Origin of the sequence: Leifsonia sp. NPDC058248, assembly GCF_042881905.1 — a bacterium.
GTDB lineage: Bacteria > Actinomycetota > Actinomycetes > Actinomycetales > Microbacteriaceae > Leifsonia.
Genome location: NZ_JBHVXB010000008.1, coordinates 74,899 through 94,787 on the forward strand (window position 1 = coordinate 74,899; position 19,889 = coordinate 94,787).

The 19,889-nt window shown below is 69.9% G+C and carries 18 protein-coding genes and 1 tRNA gene; 8 read left to right on the forward strand and 11 right to left on the reverse strand.

Annotated features, from left to right (window positions below):
* Genes ACFVV5_RS14200 through ACFVV5_RS14230 form a run of 7 tightly spaced genes read right to left on the reverse strand, consistent with a single transcriptional unit; the run spans position 1 to position 7,504 of the window.
* Positions 1–1,395 (reverse strand): mannitol dehydrogenase family protein, encoded by a 1,395-nt coding sequence (locus ACFVV5_RS14200; RefSeq protein ID WP_387245194.1) that lies wholly within the window; start codon positions 1,393–1,395, stop codon positions 1–3.
* On the reverse strand, positions 1,392–2,264 hold the full coding sequence (locus ACFVV5_RS14205; RefSeq protein ID WP_387245197.1) for a sugar phosphate isomerase/epimerase family protein: 873 nt from the start codon (positions 2,262–2,264) through the stop codon (positions 1,392–1,394). The genes ACFVV5_RS14200 and ACFVV5_RS14205 overlap by 4 nt, the downstream gene beginning before the upstream one ends.
* A complete protein-coding gene (locus ACFVV5_RS14210; RefSeq protein ID WP_387245200.1) occupies positions 2,261–3,439 on the reverse strand; it encodes a Gfo/Idh/MocA family protein in 1,179 nt (392 codons plus the stop codon). Before ACFVV5_RS14210 ends, ACFVV5_RS14205 begins: the two co-directional genes overlap by 4 nt.
* Positions 3,436–4,278, reverse strand: coding sequence for a sugar phosphate isomerase/epimerase family protein (locus tag ACFVV5_RS14215; RefSeq protein ID WP_387245204.1), 843 nt, complete (start codon positions 4,276–4,278; stop codon positions 3,436–3,438). The genes ACFVV5_RS14210 and ACFVV5_RS14215 overlap by 4 nt, the downstream gene beginning before the upstream one ends.
* Positions 4,275–5,147 carry a carbohydrate ABC transporter permease gene (locus ACFVV5_RS14220; protein ID WP_387245207.1) on the reverse strand — a complete coding sequence of 291 codons (873 nt, stop codon included), beginning with the start codon at positions 5,145–5,147 and terminating at the stop codon, positions 4,275–4,277. The genes ACFVV5_RS14215 and ACFVV5_RS14220 overlap by 4 nt, the downstream gene beginning before the upstream one ends.
* Positions 5,144–6,136, reverse strand: coding sequence for a carbohydrate ABC transporter permease (locus tag ACFVV5_RS14225; RefSeq protein WP_387245210.1), 993 nt, complete (start codon positions 6,134–6,136; stop codon positions 5,144–5,146). The genes ACFVV5_RS14220 and ACFVV5_RS14225 overlap by 4 nt, the downstream gene beginning before the upstream one ends.
* 12 nt (positions 6,137–6,148) lie before the next feature.
* Positions 6,149–7,504: an ABC transporter substrate-binding protein gene (locus ACFVV5_RS14230; RefSeq protein ID WP_387245213.1), complete on the reverse strand. Its 1,356-nt coding sequence runs from the start codon at positions 7,502–7,504 to the stop codon at positions 6,149–6,151.
* Positions 7,505–7,647: 143 nt separating this feature from the next.
* On the opposite strand from ACFVV5_RS14230, the gene ACFVV5_RS14235 reads away from it, so the two are divergent.
* The 6 genes from ACFVV5_RS14235 to ACFVV5_RS14260 all read left to right on the forward strand — a co-directional run bounded on the left by ACFVV5_RS14235 (position 7,648) and on the right by ACFVV5_RS14260 (position 12,975).
* On the forward strand, positions 7,648–8,724 hold the full coding sequence (locus ACFVV5_RS14235; protein ID WP_387245216.1) for a LacI family DNA-binding transcriptional regulator: 1,077 nt from the start codon (positions 7,648–7,650) through the stop codon (positions 8,722–8,724).
* Positions 8,721–10,136 (forward strand): glucuronate isomerase, encoded by a 1,416-nt coding sequence (gene uxaC / locus ACFVV5_RS14240; RefSeq protein ID WP_387245219.1) that lies wholly within the window; start codon positions 8,721–8,723, stop codon positions 10,134–10,136. The genes ACFVV5_RS14235 and uxaC overlap by 4 nt, the downstream gene beginning before the upstream one ends.
* A 91-nt stretch (positions 10,137–10,227) precedes the next feature.
* Complete coding sequence (gene gndA, locus ACFVV5_RS14245) at positions 10,228–11,685, forward strand: NADP-dependent phosphogluconate dehydrogenase (RefSeq protein ID WP_387245222.1); 1,458 nt, start codon at positions 10,228–10,230, stop codon at positions 11,683–11,685.
* A 2-nt stretch (positions 11,686–11,687) separates the two neighbouring features.
* Positions 11,688–12,041: a YidH family protein gene (locus ACFVV5_RS14250; RefSeq protein WP_387245225.1), complete on the forward strand. Its 354-nt coding sequence runs from the start codon at positions 11,688–11,690 to the stop codon at positions 12,039–12,041.
* Between the two features lie 22 nt (positions 12,042–12,063).
* Positions 12,064–12,417, forward strand: a complete 354-nt coding sequence (locus tag ACFVV5_RS14255) for a DUF202 domain-containing protein (protein ID WP_387245228.1) — start codon at positions 12,064–12,066, stop codon at positions 12,415–12,417.
* A 189-nt stretch (positions 12,418–12,606) separates the two neighbouring features.
* Positions 12,607–12,975 carry a hypothetical protein gene (locus ACFVV5_RS14260; protein ID WP_387245231.1) on the forward strand — a complete coding sequence of 123 codons (369 nt, stop codon included), beginning with the start codon at positions 12,607–12,609 and terminating at the stop codon, positions 12,973–12,975.
* Between the two features lie 21 nt (positions 12,976–12,996).
* Here ACFVV5_RS14260 and ACFVV5_RS14265 read toward each other — a convergent pair whose 3' ends face one another.
* The 4 genes from ACFVV5_RS14265 to ACFVV5_RS14280 all read right to left on the reverse strand — a co-directional run bounded on the left by ACFVV5_RS14265 (position 12,997) and on the right by ACFVV5_RS14280 (position 16,563).
* On the reverse strand, positions 12,997–14,037 hold the full coding sequence (locus tag ACFVV5_RS14265) for a DUF2891 family protein (protein WP_387245234.1): 1,041 nt from the start codon (positions 14,035–14,037) through the stop codon (positions 12,997–12,999).
* Between the two features lie 23 nt (positions 14,038–14,060).
* Complete coding sequence (locus ACFVV5_RS14270; protein WP_387245237.1) at positions 14,061–15,038, reverse strand: ribose-phosphate diphosphokinase; 978 nt, start codon at positions 15,036–15,038, stop codon at positions 14,061–14,063.
* A complete protein-coding gene (gene glmU, locus ACFVV5_RS14275) occupies positions 15,039–16,463 on the reverse strand; it encodes a bifunctional UDP-N-acetylglucosamine diphosphorylase/glucosamine-1-phosphate N-acetyltransferase GlmU (protein ID WP_387245240.1) in 1,425 nt (474 codons plus the stop codon).
* Positions 16,464–16,491: 28 nt separating this feature from the next.
* A tRNA-Gln gene (locus ACFVV5_RS14280) sits at positions 16,492–16,563 on the reverse strand.
* Between the two features lie 92 nt (positions 16,564–16,655).
* Between ACFVV5_RS14280 and ACFVV5_RS14285 the strand changes: the two genes are divergently transcribed.
* Together ACFVV5_RS14285 and ACFVV5_RS14290 are read left to right on the forward strand one after the other, a co-directional pair.
* Complete coding sequence (locus ACFVV5_RS14285) at positions 16,656–17,159, forward strand: MarR family winged helix-turn-helix transcriptional regulator (protein ID WP_387245515.1); 504 nt, start codon at positions 16,656–16,658, stop codon at positions 17,157–17,159.
* Between the two features lie 82 nt (positions 17,160–17,241).
* Positions 17,242–19,818: a CDP-glycerol glycerophosphotransferase family protein gene (locus tag ACFVV5_RS14290; protein ID WP_387245242.1), complete on the forward strand. Its 2,577-nt coding sequence runs from the start codon at positions 17,242–17,244 to the stop codon at positions 19,816–19,818.
* Positions 19,819–19,889 lie beyond the last annotated feature (71 nt).

The window sequence follows — 19,889 nt, forward strand, 5'->3', positions numbered from 1 at the left end:
TCAGTGTGCTCCTCGTTGGGGTTCGGTCGTCAGGATGGTCGTGGTGGCGCGCAGGGCGCCGAGCTGGTCCCGGATGAGGGCGATCACCGGCTCGAGGCCGGTCACGCCGGGCGCCAGCGCGCGCATCGCCTCCGTGGCGAGGTCCTCGTCGTCGGAGAGCTCCCCCAGCCGTGCGGCCAGGGCCTCGGCGCCCGGGTCGCGGTACGCGCCGCCGAGCAGGTGCCGGATCCAGGCGGCGATCGCTCCGGCCTGCGCCACGCCGGGCGCGCGCCCGGCGTCGAGCCGGGAACGGAGCGGGTCCAGGATGCGCGGCCCGAGTTTCTGCGAGCCGTCGGTCGCGATCTGCGCCAGTCGGTGCTCGATGCGCGCATTAGTGAAGCGGTCGCGCAGGGCGGCGAGCGCAGCGTCGACCGCCTCCTCGTCGAACGGGAGCTCGGTGCGCGCCTCGGACCAGAGCGCTTCGAGGGCGTCGGCGCACGCCGGATCGGCCATCGCCTCGGCGATCGTCGTGTGGCCCCGCAGCAGCCCGAGGTAGGCGAGCAATGAGTGCCCGGCGTTGAGCAGCCACAGCTTGCGGCGCTCGAACGGCTCGACGTCGCTGACGAACTGCGCCCCGACCGCGTCCCAGGCAGGGCGCCCGGCCGGGAACTCACCGCTCAGCACCCATTCGCTGAACGGCTCGGTGACGACCGGTGCGGCGTCGTCGAAGCCGGTGAGCTGCTCCACGGTCGCGCGGTCGGCGTCGGTGGTCGCCGGGGTGATGCGGTCGACCATGGTGGAGACGAAGGAGATCTCGCCGTCGATCCAGGCGGCGAGGTCCTGGTCGACGCGTGCGGCGAGGCCGAGCACCGCCTCGCGGGTGACGGCGCCGTTGTCCGGCAGGTTGTCGCAGCTGACGATCGCGAGGCGGGGGCTTCCGGCGGCGCGCCGGGCCCGGAGTCCGTCGACGAGTCGGCCCGGCGCCGTGGCCGCGGCTCCCCCGGCGCGCAGGGCGGCGAGGTCGGCGTCGAGCGCGGCGGCGTCCGGGCGATACCCGGCCTCGGTCACCGTGAGGGTGACGACGGCGACCGCCGGGTCGGCCATCGCCGCGCGCCAGCGTTCGCCGTCCGCACCGTCGGCGACGACGGTCAGGCTCTGGATGAGCGTGGCCGTGTCGGACTCCGGGCCGCGCTCGACCAGCGTGTAGACCGCATCCTGAGCCGCGAGCGCCTCGGCGGCGCGCGGGCTGCGGCCGGTGAACGCGGCGATTCCCCAGCCGCCGTCGCCCGACGCGCCGTCGCTCGACGCATCGTTGGCGCGCTGGGTGTACCAGGCCTGGTGCGCCCGATGGAACGCGCCCAGGCCGAGATGGACGATGCGGACCGGATGGCGTTCGGTCCGCGCGGGCGGCGTCATGGGGCGGTCACGCCGGCGAGGCTGCGGGTACCGGCCTCGACCGCGCGCAGGTACGCCAGGTTGTCGCGCGTGCGCTCCTCCAGCGGAAGCTCGGTCGAGAAGTCCTCCGACGTGACCCAGCCGTCGTAGCCGAACGCGTGCAGCGCTGTGAAGTAGGCCTCGACATCCGCCTGGCCCGAGCGCAGCGGCGCCCACTCGTGCGACCAGCGCACCGTGCCGTCGGCCTCCGGCTCACCGGCGACCCACCGCACGTTCTTCACGTGCACGTGCGCCAGGTAGGGGCCGAGCAGCTGGAAGGCGGCGAGCGTCGCCTCCTGACCCTCGATCACCAGGTTGCCCAGGTCGTGGATGACGCCCACGTGCTCGGGGTCGAGGCCGTCGACCAGCCGGAAGGCGGCCGAGGCCGACGGCGTGATGGTCTCGTGGTGCAGCTCGATGAGGGCTTTGACGCCCAGCTCCGCGGCACGGGCCGCAGCACGCTCGATGTCGCGGCGCGCGCCGGCGAACAGCTCGCGGTACTCCCCCGAGTCGGTGCGGGGCATGGTGACGCGCACCTGACGTGCGCCGAGTGCGGCGGTCGCGGCGAGCATCCGGTCGACGTTCTCGTGGTCGTCGCAGCGGGCGTAGCCGCCGATGCCGGAGAACTCCAGGCCGGAGTCGCGAGTGATGCGGGCGATCTCCGGGACGTTCCCTTCGAGGCCGTCGAGCGGCCAGTTGGCACGGTTGCCCGCCCAGAAGCCGGGCGACGGTGCGTCGGCCTGATCGGTGACGCGCCACTCGATGCCGTCCCAGCCCTGGGCGGCGAGCGTCTGCGCCGCCTGTTCGGGCGACCAGTCCGGCGTGGATGCGGTGAAGACGGAGAACTTCATTTCGCCGCCTCCGGGTGGGCCGCGCCCGTCGTCACGACGACATCGTCGAGGGAGCCCGAGAGCACCTCGTCGAACCCGACCGGCCGTCCGAGCGTCGCGGAGAGGTAGACGGCCCGCACGACGGCGAGAGAGACGAAGGCGTCCTCGACGGTGACGCCGGGACGGCGACCCCCCTCGATGGCCGAGACGATGTCGTCGTACTGACGCAGATGGCCGACGATGAACTGGTCGGGCCCGCGGTCGCCGCCGCGCACCTCGCTCGCCGGCACCAGCTCGGCGGCCCGGTTCACGACGCTCGCGCCGCTCGGGTCGAACGCCTGCGGGTCGGCGGCGCCGAAGTATTCGAGCTGGTCGTCGTCGATCACGGCGGAACCCCGGTCGCCGTGCACGTGGAGCCGCACCGAGAGTCCCGGATAGGCGGCCGTGGTCGCGTGGATGACGCCCAGCGCCCCCGACTCGAACCGGACCGTGGCGACGGCGATGTCCTCGACCTCGACGCGCTCGTGCGCGAGCAGGGCGGTCTGCGCGACGATCTCCACGGGACGGCCGAGGAACCAGACCAGCAGGTCGACGGTGTGCACCCCCTGGTTCATCACGGCGCCGCCGCCGTCGAGCTCCCACGTTCCGCGCCACTGGCCGGAGTCGTAGTAGTCCTGGCTCCGCCACCACGCCACCGACGCGATGCCGCTCGTGAGCCGGCCGAAGGTGCCGTCGTGGGCTGCCTGCGCCACCGCGACCGACGACGGGTCGAACCGGTGCTGGCTGATCACCGAGACCACCAGGCCCTGTGCCGCGGCTTCGCGCGACAGCTCCAGGATGCGGCGGGCCCGCGGCATCGAGACGTCGAGCGGCTTCTCGATGACCACGTGCGTGCCGGCGGCGAGGGCCTCCTCGGCGAGTTGCACGTGGAGTCCGCTCGGCGTGCAGATCACGACGAGGTCGACCGGCGCGGCCTCGATGGCGGCGGGCAGCGTCTCGAACTCGGCGGGACGCTCGACCCCGAGTTCCGAGACGACCTGGTCGGCGAGCGCGCTCGCGGCGGCGGGCACCGCATCCACGAGGGCGGTGATGGTGAGGTGCGGATGCCGGGCGATCGCCCGGGCGTGGTTGAGGCCGATGATGCCGCAGCCGACGATGGCGACGGCGATGCGCGGGGAATCCTGGGGGTCGCTCATGCGAGCTTCACTCCGATCTGGTCGGTGAGGTGGCGCAGCGCCCGGCCGGCGCGCCCGAAGGCCTCCGGTCCCGAGAAGCCGCCGAGGGCGTTCACGTCGGTGAGGTGGGGCTCCAGCGAGGCGAAGCCCGTGTAGCCGTCGTCGCGGAGAGCGGTGAGGGTGGCGAGCAGCTGCCCGTCGCCCTCGCCGGCGGGCGTGACCTCGCCGGTCGCGCTCCTGGCGTCTTTCACCTGGAGGTATTCGAGGTGCGGGCGGAGGGCCGCGTAGCCGTCGTCGTAGGGGTACGCGACGCCGACCTGCACGAAGTTGGCGCTGTCCCAGGCGAGCCGCAGATGGTCGGAGCCGACCGTCTCGACGATGTCGAGGCAGCGCTCCGGGGTGTCGCCGTAGATGTCCTTCTCGTTCTCGTGCAGCAGGATGACGTCGGCCGCCTCCGCGGCGTCGGCCAGGGCGCGCATCCGGACCATGACATCGTCGCGGATGCTCTCCACGGAGACGCCCTCGCCACGGTAGAACGAGAACAGCCGGATGTACCGGGAGCCGAGCACGTGGGCGGCGGCGATGGCACGGCCGAGCCGCTCCACCTCGTGCTCGACCGGAAGCGACACATCCACCTTGCCGATCGGCGAGGCGATCGCCGAGACCCCCATGCCGCGTTCGCTCAGGATGCCCGCGAGCCGCTCGAGCTGCGCACCGTCGAGGTCGACGATGTTCACCCCCCACGCGCTGCGCACCTCGATGTGCCGGGCGCCGAGCGCTTGCAGCACCGCGATCTGGACGACCGGGTCTTCGTCGATCTCGTCGCCGAACCCCGACAGGGCCCAGGTTGCGTCGGTCATTTGACTCCTCCAGAGGTCAGGCCACCCACGAGGTAGCGCTGGAACACGAGGTAGAGCGCGACGACCGGCACGGCACAGATGAGGGACGCAGCCATCATCTGCCCGTAGAGCGGTATCGCGCCACCTTCTTGGGTCGCCCCGAAGACCTGCAGCGCCACAGCGGCGGTGCGTGTCTCGGGGTTGGTCAGGACGGAGGCGAACAGCACGTCGTTCCAGCCGAGCAGGAACGCGAAGATGCCAGACACCACGATGCCGGGCCAGCTCAGCGGCATCACGATCTGGGTCAGGATGCGCCAGGACGACGCTCCGTCGATGCGCGCCGCCTCCTCGAGGGCTTTCGGCAGCCCGCGCAGGTAGGTCACCATCACCCAGGTCGAGAACGGCAGCGCGAACGTGAGGTAGGTGATGAACACCGCCCAGCGCGTGCCGATGATCTGGACGCCGAGCAGGCTCGCGGTCGACGAGAAGAGGACGAAGACCGGGAGCAGCATGAGCGTGCCCGGGATCGACTGCAGGCCGAGGAGTCCGCGCAGGAAGGTCAGCCGGCCGCGGAACTCGTAGCGGACGAGAACGTAGGCGGTCGCCACGGCGATGAACGCACACACGATCGCGACCCCGCCGCAGACGATGACCGAGTTCATCAAGCCGGTGCCGAGGTCGACCGTGGTCCAGACCTTGAGGTAGTTGTCGAGGTGGAGCTCCGTCGGGAAGAACGCGCCCGACGCCACCGCGACGTCGGAGTTGACCGACGAGAACAGCATGTAGACGACCGGCCCGAGCACGACCACCAGCAGCACGACGATGATCGTGACGAGCAGCGGGCGCGGCAGCAGCCGGGTGATGTCGGAGGACGACGTCGCGGTGGTCATCGTTTCTCCTCCTCTCCGGAGTCGAGTTTCACGGCTCGCAGGTAGACGAACAGCGGGATCGCGATCAGGACCAGCGAGCAGATCGCCATGGCGGCGCTCAGCCCGAACCGGAAGCTCTGGAAGCTGGTGACATACGTGAGCACCGGCAGCACGTCCACGTCGACCGGGGCAGGGACGCCGAACAGCACGAACGGCAGGGTGAACGCGTTGATGTTGTGCAGGAAGGCAATGATCAGCGCGAGGAAGATCGGCCCGCGCAGGTAGGGCAGGATGACGTCGCGCAGCTTGATCCACCAGGTCGCGCCGTCGAGAGCAGCGGCCTCGTGCACTTCGTGGTCGACCGACTGCAGGCCGGCCAGCACGAGCAGGTAGAAGAACGGCCACGAGGTCCAGATCTGCACGAGGATCAGCGACCAGAAGCTGAGCGGACCGTTCAGCCAGAGGCCGGTGTGGATGCCCGCCGAGCTGAGCGTCGAGTCGACGACGCCGCCGGGCTGCAGCATGGTGCGCCAGAGGGTTCCGACGACGAACGCCGGGAGTACGTACGGGATGAGGAACAGCGAACGGATGAGCGCGCGCCCGCGGAACGTGTTCTGCGTGGCGAGGGCGGCGGCGAGGCCGATCGGCATGGTCACGACCGCGGCGATGACAGCGAACGACACACTGATGCCGATCGAGCGGAGCAGCGACGACGACGTGACCGCCTCGACGTAGTTCTGCAGGCCGATGAACGGCGCCCGCAACCAGCTCTGCAGCGTGTACTGATCGAGGTCGAGCGTCGACATCACCACCGCGACGACGAGCGGCACCACGATGACGAGGAGCATGAGGATGCCGCCGGGCAGCAGCATCCAGAACGGACGGCCCTTCTCGTGGCCGCGCGTGGCGCGCTTGCGGGCCGGGCGGCCGCCCGCGGGGTGCTTCCCCGCGGGCAGGCCGCTCTGCTCGCCGACCTCGCCCGCGGGCGGGATCAGAATGGTCTCTGACATCTGCTCGACCGGCTACTTCGCCTTGTCCAGCGAACTCTGGGCCGTGTCCTGCGCCGACTTCAGCTTCGCGTCGAGGTCGGACGACGACACCTTGCCGCTCGACAGCGAAGGGATGGACTGGACGACCACGTTCACGAGGGCCAGCTGCGTGTCGCCCCAGGCGCCCGAGAACGGCGTGCCGTACGCCTTGGTGCCGGCGTCGAGGATCGGCGCGATCAGCTGGTTTCCCTGCTCGATCTGCTTGGCGGCGTCCGCGTTGGTCGGCAGGTCTCCGAAGGTCTTCGTGTACGTCACCTGGTTCTCGGTGCTGGTGAGCATCTTGACCAGGGCGAACGCCAGATCCTGGTCCTTCGAGTACTTCGCGACGACCATGTTGTCACCCGAGATGATGGTGGCGGCGGCCTTGCCGTCGCTCGGGAGCGAGGTCTCCCCCGGCGGGATCGTGGGCATCACGGCGTAGGCGTACTTGCCGGCGACGGCGGACTTGTCGAGGCTCACCTGCGACGACGACGACACCATGGGCAGGAACGCCGCCTTGCCCGAGGCGAACGCCGCCACGGCCTGGGCGTTCTTCCAGCCGATCGCAGCCGGGTCGACGACCTTGTCGTCGGTCAGCCAGCCGAAGTACGTCTGGTAGGCCTTCTTGACCACGGGGTCGTCGATCGTCGCCTTCTTGTTCTTCAGGTCGAGGATCGTGTTGCCCTGCTGCATGGACATCGCCCAGACGAACTTCCAGGGGTCGAAGCTGTCGGCGTAGGCGACGGCCATGCCGTGGACGCCGCCCGAGGTCAGCTTCTTGGCCTGCTCGGCGAGTCCGTCCCAGGTGTCGGCGGGCTTGTCGATCCCGGCGGCCTTCAGCAGGTCCTTGTTGTACGCCATCACGAAGGGACGGCTGAGGAAGGGGATGCCGACCTCGTTCTTCTGATCGGGACCCGAGATGCCGAGGGTGGCCGGCACGAACCGGTCGCGGCCGCCGATCTTCTTCCAGTCGTCGTCGGTGAGCTTGACGAACGCGCCGGTGGAGTAGGCGGTCGGGGTGAAGGTGGTGCCGAGGTCGTAGATGTCCGGCCCCTGGCCGCTGAGGACCGAGGTCTGGATCTTGGTGAGCTCGTCGTTGGCCGAGGCGAAGGTCTCGAACGTGACGGTGGCGCCGGTCTCCTTCTGGAACTGCGCCGAGACGTCCTTGAACCACTGCTGCTGCTCGGTGGGGTAGAGGCTGTTGGCGGCGATCATGACGTCGAGGGTCTTGCCCTTGCCGTCGAGTCCACCGGAGCTGGACGAACCCGAGTTGCTCGACGAGCAACCGGTCAGTGCGAGGCCGATGGCGGCGAGGCCGGCGACCGCGCCGAGCGCGATACGTGATCTCATCTGTGACTCTCCTTTGAGGCGGGATGTGAATGAGACATCCCCGTCGGTGGTGCACCGGGGATGGTTGGGTTGGACTCTATTCAGATTGGCAACACGGAGGCAAACGATTGCCAAAAATTGCCAACGTGTGTTCTGATGTCGTCATGCAACCTCTCGCCGGAGCGGGGTCCGAACGACCCGCGACCCTCGCGGACGTCGCCGCGGCGACCGGTCTCGCCACGTCGACGGTTTCCCGCGCGCTCTCCAACCCGGGTCGCGTGAACGCTCTGACCCGCGAACGCATCGAGCTCGCCGCCCGCGAGCTGAACTACATACCGAACTCGCAAGCCCGTGCGCTGACCAGCGGAAAGACCCGCGCGATCGCCGTTCTGGTCTCCGACGTGACGAACCCGTTCTACTTCGGCATCATCCGCGGCACCCAGCAGCAGCTGAAGGCCGCCGGCTACACGCAGATCCTGATCGACACGGAGGAGTCGGACGAGCTCGAAGACGGGATGCTCCACAAGCTCCGTCGCTCGTTCGACGGCGCGATCCTCGCCGCCTCCCGGCTCACCGACCGCCGCCTCACGGCCCTCGCCGCCGAGATCCCGCTGGTCGCGATCAACCGGCAGACCCGCGGTGTCCCCAGCGTGTTCATCGACACCCCGAGCGGCATCGAGCAGTCGATCGGCCATCTGGTGTCGCTCGGCCACACCGATATCGCCTACGTATCCGGCCCCGAGACCTCCTGGCCGAACGAGGGCCGCTGGCGCGCGATGCTGCGGGCCGCCGAACGCTACGGCGTCACCGTCACCCGGCTCGGACCGTTCGCGCCCCGCCAGTACGCCGGGGCCGCCGCCGCGGACGCGATCCTCCACGCCGGCGTGACCGCCTGCGTCGCCTTCAACGATCTGCTGGCGATCGGGATGCTCGGCCGGTTCCGCGAGCGCGGCGTCGACGTCCCCGGCGACGTGAGCATCGTCGGCTGCGACGACATCTTCGGCGCGGACTTCTGCAATCCGCCGCTGACCACCCTCACCGCCCCGATCGAGCAGGCCGGGCGCACCGCCGTCTCGATGCTGCTCAACCGGCTCGACGACCGCGCGACAGTCGGCGTCCGCCAGACGGCCACGCTGCCGACCCATCTGACCGTCCGGGCCTCGACCGGCCCCGCACCCGCGCGTGCGGCTGCACCGACGCCTGCACCTGCGCCCGCACCGAACTCCGAAGGACGAGCATGACCGCCCTGGCACCCCATCCCGACCGCCTGTTCCCCGCCGACCCCGGCGAACGCGAACTCGCCCGACGGCTGCACGCGTCGGTCTCCGACGCGCCCATCTACTCGCCGCACGGCCATGTGGACGCCCGGATGCTCCTGGACGACGCGCCCTTCCCCGACCCCGCCGCGCTGCTCATCACGCCCGACCACTATGTGACCCGGATGCTGCACGCCGTCGGTGTTCCGCTGGACGACCTCGGGCTGTCGCGCCCGGGTGCGGCTCCCACGGCATCCGGACGCTCGATCTGGTGCCGGCTGTGCGAGAACTGGGACGCCTTCCTCGGCACTCCGGTGCGGTTCTGGTTCGAGTCCGAGTTCAGCGAGGTGTTCGGGCTGACCGAGCATCCGTCGGCCGCGAATGCCGACGACCTGTACGACCAGCTGGCCGACACGCTCGCCCGGCCGGAGTTCCGGCCCCGCGCGCTCTTCGAGGCATTCCGCATCGCGGTGCTCGCCACCACCGACGACCCGGCCGACGACCTCTCCGCGCACCTCGCACTGCGCGACGACCCGACCTTCGCGGGCCGCGTCGTCCCGACCTTCCGCGCCGACCGCTACATGCACCCCGACGAGCCCGCCTGGCGCGGCAGGCTCGGATCCCTGGCGGAAGCCTCCGGCATCGACACCTCAACGTACTCCGGGCTGCTGGATGCTCTGCGGAGCCGCCGTCAGGCCTTCATCGCCGCCGGGGGGACCGCCACCGACACCGGGGTGATCGACGCGGGGAGCGAGCCGCTGGACATCGACGAGGCCTCGCGAATCCACCGCGCCGCCCTCGACGGGGAGCTCACGGCTGCCGAAGCCGTCGCCTACCGCCGCAACATGCTCTACCGGCTGGCCGAGCTGTCCAGCGAAGACGGCCTGGTGATGCAGCTGCACCCGGGCGTGATCCGCAACCACCACCGGCCGACGTTCGACGCCTTCGGTCCCGACACCGGCCACGACCTCCCGGCGGTCGGCGGCTTCACGGTGCCGCTCACCCCGATCCTGCGCGACTTCGGCACGAACCCCACGTTCCGGATCGTGCTCTTCACCGTCGACGAGACCACCTTCTCCCGCGAGATCGCTCCGCTGGCCGGGTTCTATCCATCGGTGTACGCGGGCGCGCCGTGGTGGTTCCTCGACACCCCCTCCGCGATCCTCCGTTACCGGCAGGCGATCACCGACAGCGCGGGCTTCACGAAGACCAGCGGGTTCATCGACGACACGCGGGCTTTCTGCTCGATCCCGGCCCGCCACGACATGTCGCGTCGCGTCGACGCATCGTTCCTGTCGACTCTCGTCGCCACCCACCAGCTGTCCGAGGAGGACGCGTTCACGATCGCGGGCCGGCTGGTCTCGGACATCCCGCGCGCGACGTTCCGGCTCGGCTGAGCGCCCCGTCAACGAAGCGAAACAGTTCGCCGACCCCGTCGTCCCTCGCACTACGCTGGGGTACACAGCCTGTCACCACCAAGGAGAGATCGTGCCTGAGAACGCCAGCGCAACAGCCAACATCGGTGTCGTCGGTCTGGCGGTGATGGGCTCGAACCTGGCCCGCAACCTCGCCTCCCGCGAAGACAACACGGTCGCCGTCTTCAACCGCACCTGGGCGCGCACCGCAGAGCTGATCGGCGAGCATCCGGAAGCCGGATTCGTCTCCTCCGAGGCGATCGACGACTTCGTGGCGTCGCTGTCGAAGCCGCGCACCGCGATCATCATGGTCCAGGCCGGAGCGGGGACGGATGCGGTCATCGAGCAGCTCGTCGAGCGCTTCGAGCCCGGCGACATCATCGTCGACGGCGGCAATGCGAACTTCCAGGACACCATCGCACGCGAGAAGCGCATCGCCCCGACCGGCATCCACTTCGTGGGCGCCGGAATCTCCGGCGGCGAGGAGGGCGCACTGAAGGGCCCGTCGATCATGCCCGGCGGCTCCGTCGAGTCCTACGAGACGCTCGGCCCGATCCTGGCGTCGATCGCCGCGATCGCCGAGGGCGAGCCGTGCGTCACGCACGTCGGCACGGACGGCGCCGGTCACTTCGTGAAGATGATCCACAACGGCATCGAGTACGCCGACATGCAGCTCATCGCCGAGGCGTACGACCTGCTGCGCACCGTCGGCGGTCTGGAGCCCGCGGCGATCGCCGACGTGTTCGCCGAATGGAACAAGGGCTACCTCGAGTCGTACCTGATCGAGATCACGGCCGAGGTTCTCCGCCAGGTCGACGCCGAGACGGGAAAGCCGTTCGTCGACATCGTGCTCGACCAGGCCGGCTCCAAAGGCACCGGCGTCTGGACGGTGCAGAACGCGCTCGACCTGGGCGTTCCTGTCGGCGGCATCGCCGAGGCCGTGTTCGCCCGTGCGGTGTCGTCCAAGCCCGCGCAGCGCGAAGCCGTGCAGGCCGTCGTGAAGACCCGGCCCGACGTGCAGAAGGTCGACGACTCGTTCGCCGACGATGTGTCCAAAGCCCTGTACGCGTCGAAGGTCGTCGCCTACGCGCAGGGCTTCGACGCGATCATCGCCGGGGCCGAGAAATACGGCTGGGACATCAACAAAGACAGGATCGCGAAGATCTGGCGCGGCGGCTGCATCATCCGCGCCCAGTTCCTCAACCGCATCGCCGACGCCTACGACGAGAACCCCGACATCGCCACGCTGCTGGAGGCTCCGTACTTCGCCGACGCCGTCGCCGAGGGCGAAGCCGCGTGGCGCCGGGTCGTCGCCACCGCGGCGCTCTCCGGCGTCCCGGTCCCCGGTTTCGGGGCCGCGCTGAGCTACTACGACTCGCTCGCGAGCAAGCGGCTCCCCGCCGCACTCGTGCAGGGTCAGCGCGACTTCTTCGGCGCCCACACGTACAAGCGCGTCGACAAAGAGGGAATCTTCCACACGCTGTGGTCGGGCGACCGCACGGAGATCGAAACCGAAGGCTCCAGCCACTAGCCATGCGCGAGCCCGCCTGGCGCCGGGAGGGCGAGGAGCCGGACTACCGGTTCTCGCTCGCCAACGAGCGCACCTTCCTGGCCTGGGTGCGCACCGCACTCGCTCTGCTCGCGGGCGGCGTGGTGCTGGAGCAGTTCTCCACGCACATCGGTCCGCACATCGTCGTGGTGATCCTCGCGGTCGCACTCGGTGTGCTCTCCGCCGTATTGAGCGTGATCGCCTACGTGCGCTGGCGGGCAAACGAGATCGCGATGCGTCACGGGCGCCGGCTGCCGAGCACGGTGGCCATCCCCTTGCTCTCCGCCATCGTCTTGGCGGTCGCCGCTGTCATCGTGATCCTGCTCGCGGTGCAGTGACCTCAGTGCCGGAGAGCTCGACGTGACGATCCCGCCGCCCGACGCAGCCGACGACCGCCCCGCGCGCGATCCCGGCCTCCAGGCCGAACGCACCGCCCTCTCCTGGACCAGGACCGCGCTCGTGATCGTCGTGAACGCGCTGCTCTCTCTGCGGAGCGGCGTCATCTCCGGCGAGCCGGCACTCGTCGCCGTCGGGGTGCTCCTGCTCGGAGCCGCGATCGCAGCCGTCGTCTACGGGGGCGTCCGTGGCCGCGCCCTCGTCGGCCACACCGGCCAGAAGCCACCGACGGCCCCCGCGCTGGCCGTCACCCTCGCCGCCGCGACCGCGCTCCTCGCCTGCGCCGCCGGCATCGCCTCCGTGCTCGTCGTCCACTAGCCCCGTGCCGTCCCCTCCCCGCGCCTCCGCCCGCCCGCAGCGGAGGTGTCGAGGGGTGGCCAACGCACCCGGAACCACGCGTTTCGCGTGCGTTCGCCACCCCTCGACGAGAACAGGCAGGCAGGGGCGCGGGACGGACGGGGAACACTGCGGGTTGCAAAGGCGGCCGAACACACTGACACTCGAATCATGACGTTCGACGATCACCCGGAACTCGCAGGCTACGAGCCGCTCGAGGAACCGCTCCGCGGACGACGAATGATCATCGTCACCCGCGTCGTCGTGGTGCTCGGCCTCATCGCCCTCGTCCTGCCGGGCGTGCTGGTCACGATCAGCTTCGCGAGCGCCACCGCCGCCAACACCTGCTCCGTGTACGTCCACCACTACGCACCGGATGCTCAGAGCTCGTCCGCGCGCTTCGAACTGTTCGCGCCGGCCGGCCCCGGGTGGCAGTGCTACGCGCTCAACACTGAGGGCGACGGCTCGTTCGTGGCGCCGCTGGGGCTCATCCCGACGACGCCGCGCCCGTTCCCGGCCGAGACCGGCGCCTCGTCCTGAGGGAGACCACTCCCCCGAGCGTCACTCGGCTGCAGAAGCGGTGGCCGAGGAGGCGGCGGAGGTCGCCGTGAGCGCGTCCCACGCGAACGACGCCAGCCAGTGGGACGACATGAACTCCCGCGCGATCGCGGCGTCGAGTCCCGCGTCGAGCAGCCGGCCCCGAGCATCCGCGAGCAGACCGCCGGCCGGCGACCCGTGGAGCGCAGCGCCGATGCGCGCGAGCTGAGCCGCGCGCGACAGGTTCAGCCCGTGGAGGTGCACCTGGTAGCCGTCCGTCGCGTCGACGACGTCCGCCGGAGTGAGCACCGTCGACCCCGGCTCCAGGCCGGGCAGGAACGCCCCGAACCAGTCCGTGAACGCGGCGCCGTCGAGCACGCGCCGCATCAGGTCGGCCTCGGTGAGGCCGGCGGAGAGGAAGTCCTGCCCGCTCCGCTCCCAGGCGTGCGGCCAGCCCGCGTCCGCCGCGAACCAGCGTCGGGCGGCCTCTTCGCAGACGGCGGCGGCTTCGGCACGACCGGTGCTGCGGAACGCGTCCAGCAGCAGCGCGAGCCCGAAGGCCGCGTTCGTGTGGACGCCGTGGCGCACCGGCCAGTCCGTCACCGGCACCCACGCTCCGAGCAGGTCGGTGACAGCGTCGAGGGCCGGATCGAGCGCCGCGCCCCAGCGACGAACCTCCGGGTCCGCCGAGTTCGCGCAGACCGCCGCAAGGCGCGCGAGCCACGCCCAGCCGTACGGTCGCTCCCAGCCCGGGTTCGCGCGCAGGTAGGCGACCTCGACCGTGATGTTCCCGGCGATGAGCGTTCGGCCGAGCTCGAGGCGCAGTGCTGCATCCCGCGCCGGATCGAGCCCGAACTCGAGCAACGAGACGCCCAGCCAGTGCATGTGCACGCAGGAGTGCCAGTCGAACGAGGTGGAGAACGCCGGATGCAGCTCCCGCGGCGTCGCGCGCGCATCCGGTTCGTCGATCGCGACGTGATGCGCCGCATACGGGAACGACCGCGTGAGGTTGTCGAGGACGATGTCGGCGTAGACGGGCGCGAGAGCCGCCCGGTCGTCCGTCACGCTCTCGGGCTGCTCCGTCGTGCCTACGCCGCTCCGTCGAACATCGAGGTGACCGAGCCGTCGGTGAAGACCTGCTGGATCGCGTTGGCGAGCAGCGGGGCGATCGGGAGGATCGTCAGCTTCTCGAAGCGCTTGTGCTCGGGGAGCGGAAGGGTGTCGGTGACGACCACCGAGTCGATGAAATCGCTCTGCAGCAGTTCGACGGCCGGGTCGCTGAAGACGGCGTGCGTCGCAGCCACGACGACGCCGAGGGCGCCGGCCGCCTTGAGCGCTTCGGCGGCCTTGACGATCGTGCGGCCCGTGTCGATCAGGTCGTCGACCAGCAGGCAGACACGTCCGCGGACGTCGCCGACGATCTCGTGCACCGACACCTGGTTGGGCACCAGCGGGTCGCGGCGCTTGTGGATGATCGCCAGAGGCACCCCGAGCTTGTCGCTCCAGATGTCGGCGACCCGCACGCGGCCCATGTCGGGCGAGACCACCGTGAGGGTGCTCGCGTCGAGCTCGTTGCGCATGTGCTCGAGCAGCACCGGCATGGCGAAGAGGTGGTCGACGGGTCCGTCGAAGAAGCCCTGGATCTGCGCGGCGTGGAGGTCGACCGACATGATGCGGTCGGCGCCGGCGGCCTTGAACAGGTCGGCGACGAGGCGGGCGGAGATCGGCTCGCGGCCTCGGCCCTTCTTGTCTTGCCGGGCGTAGGGGTAGAACGGCGCCACGACGGTGATGCGCTTGGCGGAGGCCCGCTTGAGGGCATCCACCATGATCAGCTGCTCCATGAGCCACTCGTTGATCGGCGACGTGTGCGACTGGATGACGAACGCATCCGAGCCTCGGACGCTCTCATCGAAGCGCGCATAGATCTCGCCGTTGGCGAAGGTGCGGGAATCGGTGGGAACGAGCTCGCTTCCGAGATGCTCGGCGATCTGCTCAGCGAGTTCGGGATGCGCACGCCCCGAGATCAGAACAAGTCGTTTATGCGAGGTGGTGGTGATCCCTGACACTTACTCTCCGCTCTCTTCCGCAGCTTTGGCGGCGTCGGTGCCCGGTCGCTTCTGCGCGACCCAACCTTCGATATTGCGTTGCGGAGCCACCGTGAGGGCGAGCGCTCCCGCCGGGATGTCCTTGCGGACGACGGTACCGGCTCCGGTGTACGCTCCGTCTCCCATCCTAACGGGCGCGACGAACACGGTGTTCGTGCTGACCCGCACATGGGAGCCGATCTCGGTGCGGTGCTTGTTCACGCCGTCGTAGTTGGCCGTGATGACACCGGCGCCCAGGTTGGACTTCTCCCCGACCTCGGCGTCTCCCACGTAGTTGAAGTGGGCGAGCTTCGTGCCGGCCCCGATCGTCGCGTTCTTCGTCTCGACGAAGGTGCCGATCTTGCCGTCCGCGCCGAGCACCGTCCCCGGCCTCAGGTAGGCGAACGGTCCGACCGTGGCGCCGGCGCCGATCACCGAGAGCGTCGCATCCGTGCGCTTGACGGTCGCGCCTGCGCCGACCTCGCAGTCGAGCAGCGTCGTGTCCGGACCGACCACCGCCCCCGACTCGATCAGCGTCGCACCCCGGATCTGGGTGCCGGGCAGCAGCGTCACATCGGGCGCGAGCTTGGCCTTCACATCGATCCAGGTCGTGCCGGGATCCTGCACGGTCACACCCGCGAGCTGCCAGGTGCGCACCAGCAGCGCGTTCAGCTTGGCCGCCGCGTCGCTCAGCTGTGCGCGGTCGTTGATGCCCTCGACCAGCCACGACTCGGCCACCGGCAGGGCATCCACGTCGAAGCCGGCCTGGCGCAGCAGCCCGATCACGTCGGTGAGGTACTTCTCGCCCTGTGCGTTGTCGGTGGTGAGCGCCGCGAGCTGGTCGCGCAGCTGCGAGAGGCCGAAGAGGTAGATGCCGGCATTGATCTCTCCGATCCCGCGCTCGGCCTCCGTCGCGTCCTTGTGCTCGACGATGCGGTCGAGGTGGCCGCTCTCGGTGCGGACGATGCGGCCGTAGCCGGTCGCATCGGCGGGGAACGACGAGAGGATGGTCGCCGCCGCGGAACCGGCGCGGTGCCGCGCGATGAGCTCGCGCAGGGTGGCCGCGTCGAGCAGGGGGACATCGCCGTTGACCACCAGCACGTCGCCGGCGAAGTCGGCCGGCAGGGCGGCCACGGCCAGCTCCACCGCTCGCCCGGTGCCCGGCACCTCGTCCTGGTCGACGATCAGGCTCTCCGGCATGTCGGCTGCGATGACCTCCGCCAGACGGTCGCGCTCGTAGCGGACCACCGAGACGACATGCGCCGCGTCGAGCTCCTTCGCCGTTGCGAGCACGTGCCCGACGATCGGCATCCCTCCGAGAGGGTGGAGCAGCTTCGGGGTGGCGGATTTCATCCGTGTGCCCTGACCCGCCGCGAGCACGACGATGGCGAGATTCTGGTCGGTCATGGTTCTCCCGGGATCGAAAACAGGTTCGCTCCGCCTCCAGGACTCGAACCTGGACCTAACAGCTCCAAAGGCTGTCGTGCTGCCATTACACCAAGGCGGACCACGCGGACGGGCATCCGGCGCACATGACAGTTTGCCAGACCATCCTCCGACCTCCCGACGAAATAGCATGGGAGGATGCCAGACGCCCGGATGCCCGACGCACGCGACGAGGTCGACCGCATCGTGGACGCGTGGTTGCGCGAGCGCCCCGACCTCGACTTCTCACCCCTGCAGGTGCTCTCGCGCGTCGCCCGTCTGGCGCGGCACCTCGACCGCGCCCGCCGCACGGCCTTCGAGCGCTCCGACCTGGAGTCGTGGGAGTTCGACGTGCTCGCCGCCCTCCGCCGCGCCGGCGCGCCGTACCAGCTGAGCCCCAAAGCCCTCCTGCAGCAGACCCTCGTCTCCAGCGGCACCATGACCAACCGCATCGACCGGCTCGTCTCGCGCGGCCTCGTCGAGCGCCGCACCGACCCGAACGACGGGCGCGGCATCCTGGTGCAGATGACGGCCCAGGGCCTCACCCGCGTGGATGCGGCGATCACCCGCCTGGTCGACGCCGAGTCCGACCTGCTCGCCTCGCTCTCGCCCACCGAGCAGGAGCGTCTGTCCGGGCTGCTGCGCAAGCTGTCGCTCGGCTTCGACGAGGAGTCCTGACCCCGACCGGACGGCGCGCGCCGGGCGACCGCAGAAGAGGCTCACAGGTGTCCGTTATCCCGCTCACATAAAATCGCCGGTGATGAGACTCTCCCGCCTGAAACGCATCCCCTCCAGGGTCAAGCGCGCCGCCCGCTTCGAGATCCACGCGTACTGGCGCCGGCAGCCCCTGGTGGTCGGGTCCGTCTTCTACGAGTCGTTCTCCGGCAACGGGATGCTCGACAACCCCGAGGCGCTCTTCCGCGAGTTGCTGGCGGCCCCCGACCTCGCGCATCTGACGCACATCTGGGCGCTCTCCGACCTGCAGCAGTACAAAGCCGCCGTGGACGAGTTCGCCGACGACCCGCGCGTGTCGTTCGTCCGGTACGGCTCGACCGCCTACTACCGCGCGCTCGCGACCAGCCAGTACCTGGTCAACAACGCCACTTTCCCGCCCGACTTCAGCAAGCGGGCCGGCCAGGTCTACCTCAACACCTGGCACGGCACCCCGCTCAAGCGCATGGGCTACGACATCGAGGGCGGCGCGCTCGCCACCGCGAACATCGTGCGCAACTTCGTCGCCGCCGACTACCTGCTCGCCGCAAACGCGTTCATGGCCGACCAGATGTACGAGACCGGGTACAAGCTCGCCGGCGTCTACCGCGGCACGGTCGTCGAGGAGGGCTACCCGCGGATCGACCGTCAGTTCCTCGACGACGCAGGACGCGAGACGGCCCGCCGGCGTCTCGTCGAGGCGGGCATCCCGCTCGGCGACCGCAAGGTCATCCTGTACGCCCCCACCTGGAAGGGCGCGTCCTTCGGCCGTCCCACCGACGACATCGACGACATCCTCGAGCAGGTCGCCGCCATCGAGGAGCGTATCGACACCAGCCGCTACGTCGTGCTGCTGAAGACCCACCAGACGGTGCACGCCCTCGCCGTGCACCGGCCGGAGCTCGCGCGGATGCTCGTCCCGAACGAGATCCCCACCAACGTCGTGCTCGGCGTGACCGACGCCCTCATCACCGACTACTCGAGCATCTTCTTCGACTTCCTTCAGACAGGCCGGCCCATCCTGTTCTTCACCCCCGATCTGGCCGACTACGCCGGAACGCGCGGGCTGTACTTCGAACCCGACGAATGGCCCGGGCCCGTGCGCATGTCCGCGCGCGAGATCGGCGACGAGCTCGCCGCCATCGCCGAGAACGGGGATGCCCTGCCCGCCGAGTCCAGCGACCGCTACCGCGCCATGCAGCAGCGGTTCACTCCGTACGACGACGGCCAGGTGTCGAAGCGCATCGTCGACATCGTCTTCCGCGGGGTACGCGAGGGCTACCGTCTGCGCACCGGACTCGCGGACGACGGCCGCGAGTCGATCCTGCTGTATCTCGGCGGCATGCGACCCAACGGCATCACCACGTCGGCGCTGAACCTGCTCAACAACCTCGATCACGACCGGTACGACGTCTCCGCGTTCTTCGCGCAGAGCCGCTCGGCCGCGACCATCGCCAAGCAGTCGCAGATCAACCCCGAGGTGCGGCAGTTCCCGCGCGTCGGCGGCATGAACGGCGCCAAGCTGCGCCATCTCGCCCGCCACCTCGACTTCCGGCGGGGCCGCATCGCCGAGCACAACACCATCCCGTCGCAGAACAGGCTCTGGGACGACGAGTGGACCCGCTGCTTCGGCGACAGCCGCTTCGACTACGTGGTCGACTTCTCGGGCTACGGCCCGTTCTGGGCGACCCTGATGCTGCACTCGCCCGACGCGACGCGCTCGATCTGGCTGCACAACGACTTGGCGTCGGATGCTCACCGCGAGGTCGGCGGCGAGAAGAAGATGCTGCACAGCCTGACCCAGATCTTCACCCTCTACCGGCAGTACGACCACCTGGTCTCCGTCTCGCCCACCCTGTCGGAGATCAACCGCGAGGGGCTCGCCGAATACGCCGACCCCGGCAAGTTCATCTCGGCCCTCAACACCGTCGACGCCGAGCACATCCTCGAGAACGCCCAGGCCGACCTGCACGAGGCCAGCTTCGACGAGGAGACCGGCGAGGTGCCCGACTGGGCGCAGGCGCTCCTCGGAGACGACGACGTCACCACGTTCGTGACCGTGGGCAGGCTCTCCCCCGAGAAGAACCAGGCGAGGCTGATCCGCGCCTTCGCGGGTGTCCACGCCGAGCATCCGGCCACCCGCCTCGTGATCGTCGGATCCGGTCCGCTCGCCGACGACCTGCAGGGGCTGATCGACGGGCTCGGCCTGCACGGCGCGGTGTTCCTCACCGACATGCAGCGCAACCCGCACGCGATCATGGCCCACGCCGACTGCTTCGTGCTCTCCAGCGACTACGAGGGGCAGCCGATGGTCATCCTCGAAGCGCTCGTGCTCGGTCTGCCGATCGTGACCGTCGAGTTCGCCTCGGCCAAGAACGCGCTGCCCGCCGGCTCCGGCCTCGTGGTGCCGCAGAGCGACGAAGGCGTGGCCGCCGGGCTCGAGGCGTTCCTGCGCGGCGAGGTGCCGGCGAGCGCGTTCGACTACCGCGCGTACAACCGCAAGGCCGTCGAGCAGTTCTATCGTGCGATCGGCGCGGTGTCCGGCGCCGAGGCCGCGCCCGGGGATGCTGCTTCGCCCGGGGCTGCCGCTGCGGCAGGCACTGCGGACGTCGAACCGGCCGCCTGAGGCGGCGCGGCGTCGCCGCCGGCGGCGGCGGAAGTCTCGCGAACTGCACGGTGTTCGGCCACCGCGTTCCT